The 15,491-nt window shown below is 59.3% G+C and carries 13 protein-coding genes; 3 read left to right on the top strand and 10 right to left on the bottom strand.

Going from position 1 to position 15,491, the window contains the following annotated elements; translation table 11 throughout:
* The first annotated feature begins 923 nt into the window (after positions 1-923).
* Both BT108_RS00445 and BT108_RS00440 read left to right on the top strand, forming a co-directional pair.
* Entirely contained in the window at positions 924-2,555 is a 1,632-nt protein-coding gene (locus tag BT108_RS00445; protein ID WP_072292587.1) for a hypothetical protein, read from the top strand.
* A gap of 386 nt (positions 2,556-2,941) precedes the next feature.
* Positions 2,942-4,288 (top strand): porin, encoded by a 1,347-nt coding sequence (locus BT108_RS00440; RefSeq protein WP_255369552.1) that lies wholly within the window; start codon positions 2,942-2,944, stop codon positions 4,286-4,288.
* Between the two features lie 33 nt (positions 4,289-4,321).
* Here BT108_RS00440 and BT108_RS00435 read toward each other — a convergent pair whose 3' ends face one another.
* The 10 genes from BT108_RS00435 to BT108_RS00390 form a co-directional block, all read right to left on the bottom strand.
* Positions 4,322-4,762 carry a GNAT family N-acetyltransferase gene (locus BT108_RS00435; protein ID WP_255369551.1) on the bottom strand — a complete coding sequence of 147 codons (441 nt, stop codon included), beginning with the start codon at positions 4,760-4,762 and terminating at the stop codon, positions 4,322-4,324.
* 49 nt (positions 4,763-4,811) lie between these two features.
* On the bottom strand, positions 4,812-6,116 hold the full coding sequence (locus tag BT108_RS00430; RefSeq protein WP_072292585.1) for an adenylosuccinate synthase: 1,305 nt from the start codon (positions 6,114-6,116) through the stop codon (positions 4,812-4,814).
* Between the two features lie 52 nt (positions 6,117-6,168).
* Positions 6,169-7,341, bottom strand: a complete 1,173-nt coding sequence (locus BT108_RS00425; RefSeq protein ID WP_072292584.1) for an ATP phosphoribosyltransferase regulatory subunit — start codon at positions 7,339-7,341, stop codon at positions 6,169-6,171.
* Positions 7,342-7,500: 159 nt separating this feature from the next.
* Positions 7,501-7,686 carry a DUF2065 domain-containing protein gene (locus BT108_RS00420; protein WP_072292583.1) on the bottom strand — a complete coding sequence of 62 codons (186 nt, stop codon included), beginning with the start codon at positions 7,684-7,686 and terminating at the stop codon, positions 7,501-7,503.
* A 96-nt stretch (positions 7,687-7,782) separates the two neighbouring features.
* Complete coding sequence (gene hflC, locus BT108_RS00415; protein WP_072292582.1) at positions 7,783-8,661, bottom strand: protease modulator HflC; 879 nt, start codon at positions 8,659-8,661, stop codon at positions 7,783-7,785.
* A complete protein-coding gene (gene hflK, locus BT108_RS00410; RefSeq protein ID WP_072292581.1) occupies positions 8,662-9,855 on the bottom strand; it encodes an FtsH protease activity modulator HflK in 1,194 nt (397 codons plus the stop codon).
* Positions 9,856-10,075: 220 nt separating this feature from the next.
* Positions 10,076-11,221: a GTPase HflX gene (hflX, locus tag BT108_RS00405; RefSeq protein ID WP_072292580.1), complete on the bottom strand. Its 1,146-nt coding sequence runs from the start codon at positions 11,219-11,221 to the stop codon at positions 10,076-10,078.
* On the bottom strand, positions 11,214-11,459 hold the full coding sequence (gene hfq / locus BT108_RS00400; RefSeq protein ID WP_072292579.1) for an RNA chaperone Hfq: 246 nt from the start codon (positions 11,457-11,459) through the stop codon (positions 11,214-11,216). The genes hflX and hfq overlap by 8 nt, the downstream gene beginning before the upstream one ends.
* Positions 11,460-11,755: 296 nt before the next feature.
* Entirely contained in the window at positions 11,756-12,754 is a 999-nt protein-coding gene (locus BT108_RS00395; protein ID WP_072292578.1) for a cytochrome-c peroxidase, read from the bottom strand.
* A 240-nt stretch (positions 12,755-12,994) separates the two neighbouring features.
* A complete protein-coding gene (locus BT108_RS00390; protein WP_072292577.1) occupies positions 12,995-13,546 on the bottom strand; it encodes an RNA pyrophosphohydrolase in 552 nt (183 codons plus the stop codon).
* Between the two features lie 207 nt (positions 13,547-13,753).
* Between BT108_RS00390 and BT108_RS00385 the strand changes: the two genes are divergently transcribed.
* Positions 13,754-15,463, top strand: a complete 1,710-nt coding sequence (locus tag BT108_RS00385) for a proline--tRNA ligase (protein WP_072292576.1) — start codon at positions 13,754-13,756, stop codon at positions 15,461-15,463.
* Positions 15,464-15,491 lie beyond the last annotated feature (28 nt).

The following is a 15,491-nucleotide window of genomic DNA, read 5'->3' as shown; positions in this document are numbered from 1 at the left end:
CGCTGCCGGTATGTTGCAGCGCCGCAACAAATCAGGAGAGAATATGGATCGGGCTGCCTCACCTGCGCTCATGAATCACTCGGTCCGCAGCGCGCAACCTTAACGGGAACCTGGCGAAATGGAAGAAGCAGCTGGACGGACGGAACATGGATCCCTCTTGAGGAAGGGTATCGCCCCTGCCCTGTCCCTACTCGCGACCTGGAAGGCGGCAATGCATGGTGACACGTTCCAAAACACCGCCTCCACGGGACTTGCCGTGATCCTGATCGGAATTGCGAGCATCATTCCTGCCGAGGTACTCCATGCTCGGGTCGATCCACATGGCCACGAGCCTGCGGTGCTTGAACTGCCGGGGACCGCTCTCGCCGAGGAGAAGAAGACTCCGCTGAGAAGTGCCGATGCGAAAACACCGAATCGGGGCGAGAAACCCTCCGATCCTCCACGCCCTACGCAACGCCAATGGGGAGAAGACCCATCCTTGCCCCCTGAGGAAGAAGGATTCCTCGACAAACTCATACGGATTTTCTACGGGCCCGATCGTCCTCGAGGACCGGATCCGGACGTGGACACCAATATTTCAGCTGGGGGTGCAGGAGGGTAGAGTCCACCAGACCTGCCTCACGTTCTTGCAGACTTTCCCGCAACGCCAGCCCCGCATTTCTCCGATCCACCCATTTCCGCCCGACCGATCGCACCCTTGGCGTCCGCGCCGCCAGGTCGCCTTGCGCATGGAAATTGCCGCCCTTAACAATTTAACAACAAATCCATGATGTTTGCTTGACATCGGGCATGCTAATTTCTTCTCTTCCATGCTGGTGTTTCGAATTGCAGGGACGTCGCGGCGACGCCTTCGCATACCGCCCACTACGGGCAAGCATCCTTGCATATATCGCGTCTTTTCATTCTAGAGTCCGGAGCGCCTGATGAAGCCAAGCTTGCCACTTACCCTGATTACCTGCTGCCTCCTGCCCAGCGCCGTGTTCGCGCAGGCCATCGATCTGTACGTAGACACCGCAACCAAGCAAATCTATGCGGAGCCCGGCCCGGGACGCGTGCACATGGGTTCCTTTCAGAAGATTCCCGACGCACCGGCCTCGTCGTCCGCCAATCCAGTTGCAGGGCAGCAGGTCCCGGCTGCCCAGAAGGACCAGGATGTTGGCGTCGCGCAGATACAGAAGTATCCGTCCATCGCCGTCAATCCCGATCCCGCCGGCCAATCGACGGGAAAGGACTCGGATTCCCAGAAAGACGGATTCGGCTATGCAAACTGGAAGGAAAAGGATCCCTTCAAATGGAACCTGAACGGGGATGGAAGCCAGTACGTCAAGATCGGCTTCCTGAACCAGGCATGGTTGCGGTATGAGCAGAACAATCCCGGTTCCAGTGTCTTGGGCCAGCCTGTGGATGACACGCAGGACATCGCGCTGCGCAGGACCCGTTTCGTATTGCAAAGCCAGCTCACCGACCGGGTATATCTCTACGCCCAGTACGGCATGAACAATTTCAATTTCCTGTCGCAAAACGGCAGCGGCACCAATAGCGGACCGGACAATCTCGGCAACAGGAAGATCCAAGCTTTCTTTCACGATGCCTTCGGGGAATTGCGCCTGACGCAGGGCCACCAGATGATCGTGGGGGGAGGCCTGGTCATGGCCAATGGCATGTCCCGTTTCAGCAGCCCCAGCGTCAGTACGATCATGACGATGGATATTCCGCTGTTCGCACAGGCAACCGCCGACCGTGCCGATCTGTTCAATCGGAGCCTGAGCGTCTACCTCAGGGGGCAGATCGGCAAATTCAACTACCGATTCACGGCCAGCGATCCGTTTCCCATCAATACCGACGGCGTGGCGATCGAGCCCATTTCGCCGGATAACGCTCAGTTTGCCAGGGTCGGGCATAAAAAACGCTATCAGGGCTTCTACGTCTGGAATTTCTGGGATACGGAGCCGCTCACCAATCCCTACTGGCAAGGAACATATCTGGGCAAGAAGAGCATACTCAACCTGGAGGCGGGGTTCATTACGCAGAAGAATGCGACCTGGACCGGAACCACCGAAGCCAATGCCCAATTCCATGACATGACGTTGTGGTCGGTGGCAGGCTACCTGGATGCTCCGATCGACAAGGTGAAGGAAACGGCCATCTCCGCCTATATAGGATATTTCAACACCAATTACGGGCCCAACTATCTGCGCACCAACGGCATCGGGATGACGCCTGCGACCGGCGGCAATACGCTGAACGGGGGCGGGAATGCGTTTCCCATGTTCGGCACCGGCGATATCTGGTACGGACAAATCGGATATCTCATGGCAAGAGATCTGCTGGGGGGGAACAATGGTCAGCTGATGCCTTATTTCTCCTTTACCAGCGCCAATTTCAAACGTCTGCACGATCAGATGAATGTATTCAACGCCGGCGTGAACTGGCTGATCAAGGGACACAACAGCAAGCTGACCTTCGACTATCAGAATAGACCCATATTCAACACGGATGGCTACAAGATCTCGAATCGCGGCCAATTCGTTCTGCAATATCAGGTTGCGTTCTAGGAACGCAGGTAATCGGCGTGGGGAAGGCTCCGCCAACAGGGGCCATCTTAAGGTGTGGATGACCCGTGTCCGGACAACCGTGACTGGCCAGAAGCAGGCAGACATGATCACCCTCTCCGGTGCCCCGCCCACGCCCTGCACCCTGGTGCTCCCCCTTCATCTTGGCGGCATGCCTCCGGACCGTTGATCCCGGTCTGCATGAGGGCAATTCCGCCGGCATTGAGGGTTATTAACGGGATTGATCACAAATTCACAACAAATTACTTTCTATAATTTCACATATATCATGCTACGTTTCCCCAATACCTACTTTGAATGTAGTGCTTTATTCATACAGAGGGAAAGGGGCATCGCGCATGACATGCTTGCCATTCAGCAGAGGCCGGATGATACCGGCCTTCGTAGGTAGCCTGCTGTTCCAGCCATTCGCCGATGCCGTCGCCACTGAGGCCATCGTCTCCGGCGTTGCTTCAAATGATACCTCCCGTACCCTGCTCGATCTCTACAAGGAAAGCGAAATACGGATCGGAGGCTGGATCAATGGAGGAGCGACCTTCAACCCGAGCAATATAGATGGTTTCAACGGACCGGTGACCTTCGATGATCAGGCGAACCGATTCCAATTGAACCAGTTGAATATCTTCGTTGAGCGCGCCGTGGTGGCGGAGGGGAATTCCTGGGATTTCGGCGGACGCTTCGACATCCTGTTCGGCACGGATGCGATTTTCACCCAGGCGTATGGCGTGCCGGCATTCGACGTCAATTCCGGGCAGCCTCTGGCCAGAAGCAATTGGGATCTGGATCTGTGCTGTGCCTCGACACGATACTACGGAATCGCCATCCCGCAGGCCTATGTGGAAGCATATGTCCCGGTCGGCAACGGCATGAATGTCAAGCTAGGGCACTTCTATACGCCCATTGGCTATGAGTCTGTTCCTGCGCCCGACAACTTCTTCTATTCCCATGCCTATACCATGCAATATGGTGAGCCCTTCACCCATACCGGCATACTGGCGAATTACTACATCAGCAAGAATTGGATGCTCATGGCGGGAACCACGACGGGCAGTGCGACCGGTGGCTGGGATGGCGGCTTTGACAAGCAACTGGGAAACTGGGGCGGACTGGCCGGCATCACCTGGTCCAGCGACGATATGGGCAGTTCGGCCAATCTCAGCGGGAGTTATGCCGAAACCTCCACGCGCAGTACCGAGCCATGGGGGATGTACAGTGTCGTCCTGAAGCACCGTGTCGGCACGAGAATGAATGTCGTCCTACAGCATGACCACGGCTACGCCGGAGGGGTTTTGCTGAATGGAATCACCAGGAATGCGGAATGGTATGGCATCAACACGCACGTGTACTATGACATTACGCCCGACTTGTCGATCGGTGTCCGTGCCGAGTGGTTTCGGGACAAAGACGGATTCCGTGTCTTCTCCCCGGGTCGCGTGGGTGCCGCGACCAACAACCGCGGACTCAGCTACGCATTGGGATCGGGGCAGCTCGGCAATGCGGTCAGCGCACCGGCGGACTACTATGCCGTGACGCTGGGGATGAACTGGAAGGCCATGAAGACCCTGAAGAAGGATTGGAGCGCGATGAAATCATTCAACGTTCGTCCAAATGTTCGCTACGACTCCGCCGATGGCCTGCACGGGGTCGACTACCGGCCCTTCAACAGGCACAAGGACCAGGTGGTATTGTCGCTGGATTTCATGCTGTCGTTCTGATATCCGCGAGCCTGCGCATCCGCATCTGCGAGCTCAAGTGAGTTTCAGGCTCATTCTTATGTGACAGATACCTGCGTCCGAAAATGTCTCGCCGCTGCCCCGGAAGCCGAACCTGGTATAGAATGCCTGGGCCCGCAATTGAGCGTTCAGCACCACCTCCTGCATCTGCCGTTTCTTCGCTTCTTCCACCATCCGCGCAAGCAGCGCACTGCCGATCCCGCATCCCCGCACTGGCTTGAGCACCGCCATGCGTCCAAGAATGCCGTCCGCCAGCAGGAGGCGTGCCGTGCCGAGCGCGCGTCCAGCAGCATCCACCGCCAGCAGATGCAGGCAATGCGCGTCGAGACCGTCCCACTCGAGTTCCGGCGGGACGTGCTGTTCCTGGACAAACACGCTTTCGCGCACGCTGCGCAATGCCGCCTCATCACGCTGCCAGCTTGCGGCACGCAACGTGTAGGCAGGAATCGCGCTCACGATGCGCGAATCATCCATTCTGGACGACCACTCTGCGCCGGAATTGCGGCTATCCGAAGGGATGGCGCAGCACGATCGTCTGCTCTCGGTCCGGCCCGGTCGATATCATGTCCACCGGCACCCCGCACACCTGCTCGATGCGCTTCAGGTAATCCCGGGCTGCCTTGGGAAGGTGCTCGAGATCCCGGATGCCGAGAGTGCTGTCGCACCATCCCGGCATCTCCTCGTAGATCGGTTCGCAGTAGGTCAACTCGTCGGCTCCCATGGGAAGAATGTCGCTGAATCTCTCCTCCTCACCGCCAATCACCCTATAGCCCACGCCGAGCCGCAGCGTCTCGACCCCGTCGAGCACGTCCAGTTTGGTCACGCACAGTCCGGATACGCCATTGATCTGAATGGAACGTTTCAGTGCGGCGGCATCGAACCAGCCGCAACGACGCGGACGTCCCGTGGTCGCACCGAATTCCTTGCCGCGCTCGGCGAGGTGTCTCCCCACCGCATCATCCAGCTCTGTGGGAAAGGGCCCGGCACCGACCCGCGTCGTGTAGGCCTTGGTGATCCCCAGCACATGGTGCAGCATCTGCGGCCCGATCCCGCTGCCGGTGGTTGCGGCGCCCGCAATACAGTTGCTTGAGGTGACGAAGGGATAGGTGCCGTGGTCCACGTCCAGCAACGTTCCCTGTGCGCCCTCGAACAGCAGTCGGCTACCTGCGGCGCTGGCGTCGAACAGAAGTTTTGGAACATCCGCCATCATGGATCTGATGCGTTCCCCTAGGAGCAGCGTATCGTCCATGGTCCGCTGGAAGTCCACGATCGGCGCGTGAAAGTAGTGCTTCAGTACAAAGTTGTGATAGTCCAGCATCTCACCGAGTTTGGCGGCAAAACGATCCCGGTGGTACAGATCCTGCAGGCGGACGGCACGTCGGGCCACCTTGTCCTCGTAGGCCGGGCCGATGCCGCGCCCCGTCGTGCCGATCTTGCCCGTTCCCCTGGCGGCCTCACGAGCCCCGTCCAGGGCGACATGGCACGGAAGGATCAGAGGACATGCCTCGCTGATGCGCAATCTTTCCTGGACGCTGATTCCCGCCTGCTCGAGCATGTCGATCTCGTCCAGCAGCGCCTGGGGCGACAGGACGACGCCGTTGCCGATGTAGCAGGCCACGTCGCTGCGCAGGATCCCCGAGGGAATGAGATGCAGGACGGTCTGCTTGCCGGCGATGACCAGGGTATGCCCGGCATTGTGTCCTCCCTGGAAGCGCACCACACCCTGGGCATGATCGGTGAGCCAGTCCACGATCTTGCCTTTGCCCTCATCTCCCCACTGAGTGCCGACGACGACCACATTCCTTGTCATACTTCAGGTATCCGGTTGGTTCTGTTCATGGGTTTATTGGCACCATGCCATGTCAGCCATCGACGACAATCCAGCAGTGCTCCTGGCATACCAATCTTCTGTCGCAGTCGAACGTTTCCTCCGCGACCTCGTGTCCCGGCAGCGCCGTGATCACAATCTCCCCCTCGCTGCGAAGCTGCCGGACCTTCTCATCCAATGTGGGGTCGTTGCCGGCATAGGGAGCCAGTATTCCCCTGGGACGACGCTCGGACGGCACCAGCCGTGCCAGTTCCCGCAAATCCATGCTGAAGCCCGTCGCCGGCCGGGCCCTTCCAAACGCCTTGCCGATCTCGTCGTAGCGCCCCCCCAGTGCGATGGCGTTGGGATAGTCGTCAGTATACGCGGCGAATACCATACCGCTATGATAGTGATAGCCTCGCAGATCCGCCAGGTCGAATGCCAGCGAGCTCACGATGGATTTCAACTGCAGGGCGATCGTTTCCAGTTCGTCCAGTGCCAGCCGGATCTCGGGGTAGTCCGGCAGGGAGGCGCGTGCGACCGCCAGGATCTCCTCGCCGCCGTAGAGCTCCGGCAGCAGCAGCAGCGCTCGCCGCACATCTGCATCCGCGTAGTCTCTGAGGGTGGTGGCGCAGAGCTGGTCCAGCCCGGGAACGTCCTTGGCCTGCAGCAGGCCGAAGAGTTCCGTTTCCAGATCGGGCGGGATGGCCGCACCCCTGATCAGTCCCCGAAACACGGCAACATGGCCCAGATCGAGATGGATGGCTCCCATGCCGGCAATATCCAGCGTGTGCAACATCAGCCGCTGCACTTCCAGGTCGCTCTCGAGCCCGGCATGACCGTACAGTTCTGCGCCGATCTGCAGCGGCTCACGGGTCCGCGTCAGTCCCGACGGCAGCGTGTGCAGCACGCTGCCCGCATAGCAGAGCCGGGTGACTCCCCGGCGATTCAGAAGGTGGGCATCGATGCGGGCCGTCTGGGGCGTCATGTCCGCCCGCAAACCCATCATTCGACCGCTCAACTGATCCACGACCCGGAACATGCGCAGATCCGTGTCGCCGCCGCTGCCGGACAGCAGGGATTCCACATATTCCAGTAGAGGAGGATGCACCAGCTCGTAGCCATGCACCAGCAGACAGTCGATGATGCGCCTGCGCAGCCTCTCGATGCGCAGCGCATCGGCAGGAAGAATATCCTCGACATATTCTGGAAGAAGCCATTTTCGCATGGCTCAGTCGCTACGACGTGGAAATGGAGAACGACGGCGAAGGCCGCCGCTTGCGGATGTCATCAGATTTCCGCCTTGAAGTCCGCAGGAGTCAGCATTCTTCCCGCCAGGCACGGGTCTTCGGTATTCCGGACACACTTCGATTCTTCAAGCAGGCTGCTAGTTCACGAAATAGAGCAACAGCAATCCGATCAACATGGATGTCAGACCGATGAACCGCACCTGGCCGTCTCCGGCTTCGGTCAGCCTCCTGAAGGTTTGGCGCCACACGCCGGGCATCAGGAAGGGAAGAATGCCCTCCATCACCAGCATCAGCGCTACTGCGAGCAACAAGGTATCCCACATGCCACTTCCCCGGTGAACGATCCGGCAGTTCACGACGCTACACGGATGACCGGCTCGATACGGAACCCCCCACGTCTGACGGCATTGCCCTCGGGGCTACTTGGCAGCCCTTCCCGCACTTTTCAGATACTTGAAGAATTCCGAACTGGGTTCCAGCACCAGCATGTCGGTTCTGTCCTTGAAGCTTTGCTTGTAGGCTTCAAGGCTGCGATAGAAGGCATAGAATTCCGGGTTCGGCTGGAAGGCCGCAGCATAGATGGCCGTTGCCTTGGCATCCCCCGAGCCCTTTATCTCCTGGGCCTGGCGATAGGCCTCGGCCAGGATGACTTCCCGCTGGCGGTCTGCATCCGCGCGGATCTTCTCCGATTCCGCCGCACCGGTCGACCGCAGTTCGTTGGCGACGCGCTTCCGTTCGGCTTCCATGCGCCGATACACCGATTCGCTGACTTCCTGGGGCAGATCCACGCGCTTCAGGCGTACATCCACCACTTCCACGCCGATCTTGCGGGCATCGGCATCCGCCTTCTGCCGCATGATCTCCATGATCTTGTCGCGTTCCCCGGAGACCACGTCATGCACCGTCCGGTTGCCGAATTCGTCGCGCAGGCTGGAGTTCACCGTTTGCGACAGCCGGGTCTGCGCCAGTATCTCATCGCCTCGTACGCTCACGTAGTACTGCTTGACGTCCACGATGCGCCATTTGACGAACAGGTCCACCAGCACGTTCTTCTTCTCAGAAGTGATGAATCGCTCCGGTTCCGCCGTATCCATAGTCAGAATGCGCGAGTCGAAATAACGCACGTTCTGCGCCACGGGGATCTTGAAGTAGAGGCCTGGACTGGTCTTGACATCGACCACCTCGCCCAGTTGGAACAGGATCGCCTGCTGGCGCTGATCCACGACATACAACGACGAACTGGCCAGCAGGAACAGGCCGACGAGAATACTCAGCAGGATAGGGGTTTGATTTTTCATTTATCGTGTCTCCCGTTCGCGCCCACGGAACGCGTCGCGCGAACGCGACGGGTCGGGGATGGCTTCGGGGATGGCGGCAGAGGCCGGATCGGATGCCTGTGCCGCCGCACTGGAGGCGCCACTGGCCTGCATGAGCTTGTCCAGCGGCAGGTAGAGCAGATTGTTGCTGCTCTTCTGATCCACCAGAAGCTTGCTGGTACTCGACAGCACCTGCTCCATCATGTCCAGGTACAGTCGATCACGCGTCACGCCTGGCGCCTTGTTGTACTCGGCGAGAATCTGCTTGAAGCGGCTAGCGTCCCCTTCGGAACTGGCGATCACTCTCTGCTTGTATCCTTCGGCCTCTTCCAGCAGGCGGGCAGCGTTACCTTTGGCTTTCGGGATAATATCGTTGGCATAGGCCTGCCCCTCGTTCTTCTGCCGCTCCCTGTCCTGTCCTGCCTTGACGGCGTCGTCGAAGGCGGCTTGCACCTGCTCCGGCGGCTGAGCATTCTGCATGGTTACCTTGCTGATAGCTATACCGATCTTGTATCGGTCGAGAATCTCCTGCATCAGGTCGGTCGCCTTCGCCGCCACCTGTTCGCGCCCTTCGTAGAGGACGAAATCCATCTTGCTCTTGCCGATGATTTCACGGATGGCGGTTTCAGCGGCTTGCAATACCGCATTTTCGGGCTCGCGGTTGTTGAACAGGAATTCCTCCGGGTTCTTGAGGATATACTGCACCGCAAACTGGATGTCGATGATGTTTTCGTCATCGGTCAGCATGAGCGATTCCTTCAGCACCTTGCTTCTGACATTGTTGCGGTAGCCGATCTCCACGGTCCGCACCTGGCTGACATTGACCGTCTCCACGATCTCGATCGGATAGGGCATATGCCAGCGCAGACCCGCCTGGGCGGTTTCGACATACTTTCCGAATCGCAGCACCAGGCCACGCTGTCCTTCGTTGACGATGTAGAATCCGCTGGCGATCCATGTCAGCAGAAGCAGCCCGGCCAATAACCCGATACTGATGCCATAGCGTCTGGGGCCACCCCCGGATCCCTCCCCACCGCCCGTGCCATTGCCGCCCGGGCCGCTCTTGCGCTTGAACAGACTATTGAGCTTCCTGTTGAAGTTACGCCATAATTGATCCAGATCGGGTGGTCCCGAGTTTCCCTTCTTTCTTCCCCACTGTGGATCGTTTAATCCCATGATGATTCCTATGTTTCGTTCTGATATCAATACGCAATATACTTGCTTATTGAAAGCATTGGAATAGGAGCGATGATTCCAGCATTCCGTCTGGCATCAATGCGGGCGCTCGCGCCCGCGCATTATCAATACCCCGTTCCGCTATGCTCATGCGCGAACACGGGGCTGGCAGGCCGCGCACAGGCGTCGGGGGCAACGGCGCGACAGGGTTGGCCGCGACCTACCCCGCAATACCCGCATGCTGTCGCCCGGCGTGCTCCTGCATGACCTCTGAAAGGGCCAGCTTGATGAATTCCAGCCCCTCCCCGGTTTTCGCACTCAATCGGATTTGCTCGATTCTACCACACTCGTTGCGTCCATACCCTGCCGTGCCGGTCGGCAGGCGCATCATGTCGATCTTGTTCAGCACCAGTATCTGGGGAATCGAGTCGGCACCGATTTCCTTCAGCACCTTGTTCACCTCGGCAATCTGCTCATCCCGTCCAGGGTTGCCTGCATCGACCACGTGCAGCAGGACATCGGCCTGCACCGTCTCCTCCAGAGTCGCCCGGAAGGCCGCGACGAGCGTATGCGGCAGGTCGCGGATGAAGCCCACCGTGTCGGAGACAACCAGCGGCCCCCGGTCCGGAATGAACAGCTTGCGGGTGGTGGCGTCCAGCGTGGCGAACAACTGGTCCGCAACATAGGTCTGTGCGCGGGTCAACCGATTGAACAAGGTCGATTTGCCGGCATTGGTGTAGCCGACGATCGAGGCCGACAACGTCCGGGCACGCTGCCTGGAACGACGCTGCAGCGTCCGTTGCCGCTGGAATTTCACCAGCTTTTCCTTGAGCAGCTTGACGCGCTTGCCGAGCAGGCGGCGGTCGGTTTCAAGCTGTGTTTCACCGGGACCGCGCAGGCCGATGCCACCTTTCTGCCGCTCCAGGTGGGTCCATCCCCGTACCAGACGGGTGGCAAGATGTTCGAGTTGTGCAAGTTCCACCTGCAGCTTGCCCTCGTGGCTCTGGGCGCGCTGCGCGAATATGTCCAGTATCAGGCTGGTGCGATCGATGACGCGACATCCGAGATCCCGCTCCAGATTACGTTGCTGCGCCGGAGAGAGGTCGTGATTGAATACCACCAGGGATGCCCCGGTTTGTTCCAGGGCCGCCGCGATCTCGCCTATCTTGCCGCTGCCCGCAAACGTGGCGGAATCAGGCCGGGAGCAGGTTCCCCGGACGACTGCCGTGATTGCAAGCGCATCGCTTACCGCCAATTGCCGGAACTCCTCCAGGCCTTCTTCGGCATGGCCACCGCCACCGAGATCCAGACTGACCAATACGGTGGCATGCACCTGAGGTACGTTGCCGGCAGGATGATCAGGCATCAGGTGCGGCAGGCGCCTCGGATGGAATGGTGACGGTTCTGGCGGGGACGACGGTGGAAATTGCATGCTTGTACACCATCTGCGTGACGGTGTTCTTCAGCAATACCACATACTGGTCGAACGAATCGATGTGTCCTTGCAGCTTGATGCCGTTCACCAGATAGATCGACACCGGAATATGCTCTCTACGTAATGTATTCAGAAATGGGTCTTGTAGCAATTGCCCTTTCGCGCTCATCTGGGACTCCACATTTTAATTGTTCGGAAAGTAACTCTACTTGATTTCAGGGCTTAAATCCATATCCCCGATAGAAGATAAAATAAGGATATTCAGCATTTTGCCCCGGCGGATGCCGCCGGTCTTTCGATTGCCACATGGCATTGAAAAGATTCTACACGGTTTCCATCAGCGTGCCATCCGCATGCACGCCGGGGTATGGGCAGAATGCCTGGACTCCGATGCGCCCGGCCGTATTCACGGCCCGGGCGCATCGCGGTGGCAGAGACGGGCGCGCAACCCGCATTGCACGGAAATCAACCAAAAGGCTTGGGTCGCGGGGTCTCGTTGGTCGAGGGAGGCAGGATCGGCAGCGTGATGTCCGGTTGCTTGCCCGTGAGGGTTTTCAGGAAAGCGACGATCTTGTCGGTTTCATCCTTGCTGAATTTTCGTCCCAGTTGCAGCCTGCCCATCAACTCCACCGCTTCCTCCAGGGTAACGGCTGCGCCATCGTGAAAATACGGGTAGGTCAACTCCACGTTACGCAGGGTGGGGACCTTGAACAACAACCGGTCGGCGTCTTCTCCGGTCACCCCAAAGCGGCCCTGGGCGGCGTTGGTGGTCTTGTAGGCCTCATGGATGCCGAACTTCTGGAACGACCCCCCCCCCACGGCGGGGCCGTTGTGGCAGGCAACGCATCCACTCTCCTTGAAAATCTGGTAGCCTTCGAGCTCGGTTTTGCTCAATGCCTTCTTGTCCCCCTTGAGCCACTTGTCGAAGCGGGAATCAGGCGTCACCAGCGTTTCCTCGAAGGCCGCGATCGCCTCGGTAACCATGCCGATGTCGATCTTGTCGGAGCGGAACAGTTGCTTGAAGCGCTCCCGGTATTGCGGAATGGAGTGCAGCACGCCTATCGCCAGCTCATGAGTGAATCCCATTTCGCCCGGGTTTGCGATGGGGCCACCCGCCTGCTCCTTCAGATCCTTGGCGCGGCCATCCCAGAATTGAGCCACGTTCATGCTTGAATTCAGTACCGTGGGCGCGCTGATCGGACCTTCGAACCATTTATGGCCGATGGAGGTCGGCAGGTTGTCCGTGCCCCCCAGGCTCAGATTGTGACAGGAATTGCAGGAAATGAAACCGGATTTCGACAGACGCGGGTCGAAGAACAGCATTTTCCCCAGCTCCACCAAACCTGGATTCTTTGGCTTCGCCGCCTCGATTGGCTGAATCGGCTCATCAGCGGCAGGCGTCCCCGCTGTGGCTGAGATGGCTCCAATGGACAGCAGCGATATGATCAACGTCCGCATAATCATCGATGGTCTCCTAAACTGCGGCTGTAATGGCGCAGCCGATTACGCCTGCGAATTATCCGTGACGGCATCTCTTCGATGGATGCCTCGGTAAGGCTCAAACATTGAAATCGGATACAAAACCGGGCGGCCTTGCAAGGCGGCTGAAGCCCCTTCTGGACGGCGTACGTGGAGGCCGGGCATTTCGATGATGACCATGGAACAGACTGGCAGGCCGGAGAGGTATCGCGTGCCGTTGATCGATCAGGCCCCGCTTCTTTTTTCCGACTCGATCTGCCTTCGGTCGGCCCGGGACCCATCGCCATAGCCGACCTCGGGGGGGGCCTGCTCGAGCAGGTGGGCGAGTTCGGTCAACGCCTGCCGGTAGACCTGGCGTTTGAATTCGACGACGGATTCCAGTTCCACCCAGTACTGGTTCCAACGCCACGCATCGAATTCCGGGCGGATGCTCGCGCGCAGCGAAACGTCGCAATCGCGGCCGATCAGACGCAGGAGATACCAAATCTGCTTCTGTCCCTTGTAGTTTCCACGCCAATCACGGCGAATCCACTGGTCCGGGACCTCATAGCGCAGCCAGTCACGCGTCCGGCCGATGATCTCGACATGCCGGGGATACAATCCCACCTCTTCCGTCAGTTCCCTGTACATCGCTTGTTCCGGGCTCTCCCCCGGTTTGATACCACCCTGGGGAAACTGCCAGGCATCCTGCCTGATGCGTTTGCCCCAGAAAACCTCATTCTTCGAATTCAGCAGAATAATGCCCACATTGGAGCGATATCCGTTACGGTCGATCATGGATTCACCCGTTGTTGGTGTCCCTTGCAGGAAAGAGGACAATTTTTTCATATTCTATCCCATATTGAAAGTTGCCACGAAATTAATGAAGCGCCGATGGATCGCAAGCTCCATGGCTGTCTGCAAGGCCCATGGCGACATTCCAGCGGGTGGCGAAAGTATTTCAGGGTAGAATGGACATCATCCAATCGCCATGAAGGGGCAGGTATGCGAGTAACGAATTTCTTCCTTTCCACGCTCAAGGAAGCGCCGGCGGAGGCGGAGCTGGTGAGCCACAAGCTGATGCTGCGTGCCGGGCTGATCAGGCGTCTGGGCAGCGGCCTCTATACATGGATGCCTCTTGGCCTGCGGGTTCTGCGCAAGGTGGAAGCCATCGTACGGGAGGAAATGGACAGGAGCGGTGCGCTGGAACTGCTGATGCCGGCGGTGCAACCCGCCGAACTGTGGCAGGAAACGGGACGCTGGGAGGTATTCGGCCCGCAGATGCTGAAAATCAGCGACCGTCACCAGCGCGACTTCTGCTTCGGCCCCACGCACGAGGAGGTCATCACCGACATCGCACGGCGGGAAATCAGGAGCTATCGCCAGCTGCCTCGCATCTTCTACCAGATCCAGACCAAGTTCCGCGACGAAATCCGTCCCCGCTTCGGCGTGATGCGGGCACGGGAATTCGTCATGAAGGATGCCTATTCCTTCCATGCCGGAAGCGCCAGCCTGGAGCAGGCCTACGCCGCCATGCGCGACGCCTATCACAGGATATTCACCCGGCTGGGACTCGAGTTTCGGATCGTGACCGCAGATACCGGCGCGATAGGCGGAAGCGGATCGCACGAATTTCATGTACTGGCGGAGTCGGGCGAGGACGCCATTGCCTTCTGCCCGGATTCGGACTACGCCGCCAATATCGAGATGGCCGCATCGCTGCCGCCGTCGCAGCCTCGGAAGCCGGCCGATGCCGCGATGCACAAGATGGAGACGCCGGGCATGAAAACCTGCGAAGCGGTTGCTGGGTTTCTCGGCTTTCCAGTCGAGCGGACGGTGAAGACCTTGGCGGTGGTCGCGGGGGGAAGAATGCACCTGCTGCTGTTGCGCGGCGATCATCAGCTCAACGAGGCGAAGGTGCGCAGAATTCCCTTTCTGGCAGATTTCCGCCTGGCAACGGCGGCCGAGATCCTGGAGGAAACCGGGTCTCCCCCGGGCTATATCGGTCCGGTCGGCTCGGGCCTTCCGGTCGTTGCCGACCGTTTCGTGAACGTGATGGACGATTTCGTATGCGGTGCGAATCAGGAGGGCCATCATCTCGTCCACGTCAACTTCGGCCGCGACGCAAAGGAACCCGATCATGTGCTGGACATCCGCGACGTGGTGCCCGGGGATGCATCCCCCGATGGCAGAGGATTCCTGGAGATCTGCCGTGGCATAGAGGTGGGGCACGTCTTTCAGCTGGGAACCAAGTACTCGGAGGCAATGGGCGCCACCTATCTCGACGAGTCCGGCGTGGCGCAGCCGATGGAGATGGGATGCTACGGGATCGGCGTATCGCGTGTCGTGGCGGCCGCCATCGAGCAGTCCCACGATGCGCGCGGTATCGTCTTTCCCGAGGCGATCGCACCGTTCCAGGTCGCGATCGTACCCATCGGGCTGAGGAAAAGCGCGCAGGTGGGCGCACAGGCGGAAAAGCTGTATGCGGCGTTCCGGCATGCAGGGGTCGACGTCCTGCTGGACGATCGCGACGAGCGTCCAGGCGTGATGTTCGCCGATATGGAACTGATCGGTATCCCGCACCGTGTCGTGATCGGGGAGCGCGGACTGAAGGATGGAAACGTGGAGTGCCAGGGACGACGGGAGGAAACGCCTCGGGCCATTCCTCTGGCGGATGCCGTCCATCATGTCAGGAGGCAGATGGCCGGAGCATGAGGCGACAGCGCGGCCTGCGTGAGGAACG

The organism is Nitrosovibrio sp. Nv17 (genome assembly GCF_900119085.1).
GTDB lineage: Bacteria > Pseudomonadota > Gammaproteobacteria > Burkholderiales > Nitrosomonadaceae > Nitrosospira.
This window is presented reverse-complemented; position numbering and strand designations above follow the sequence as displayed.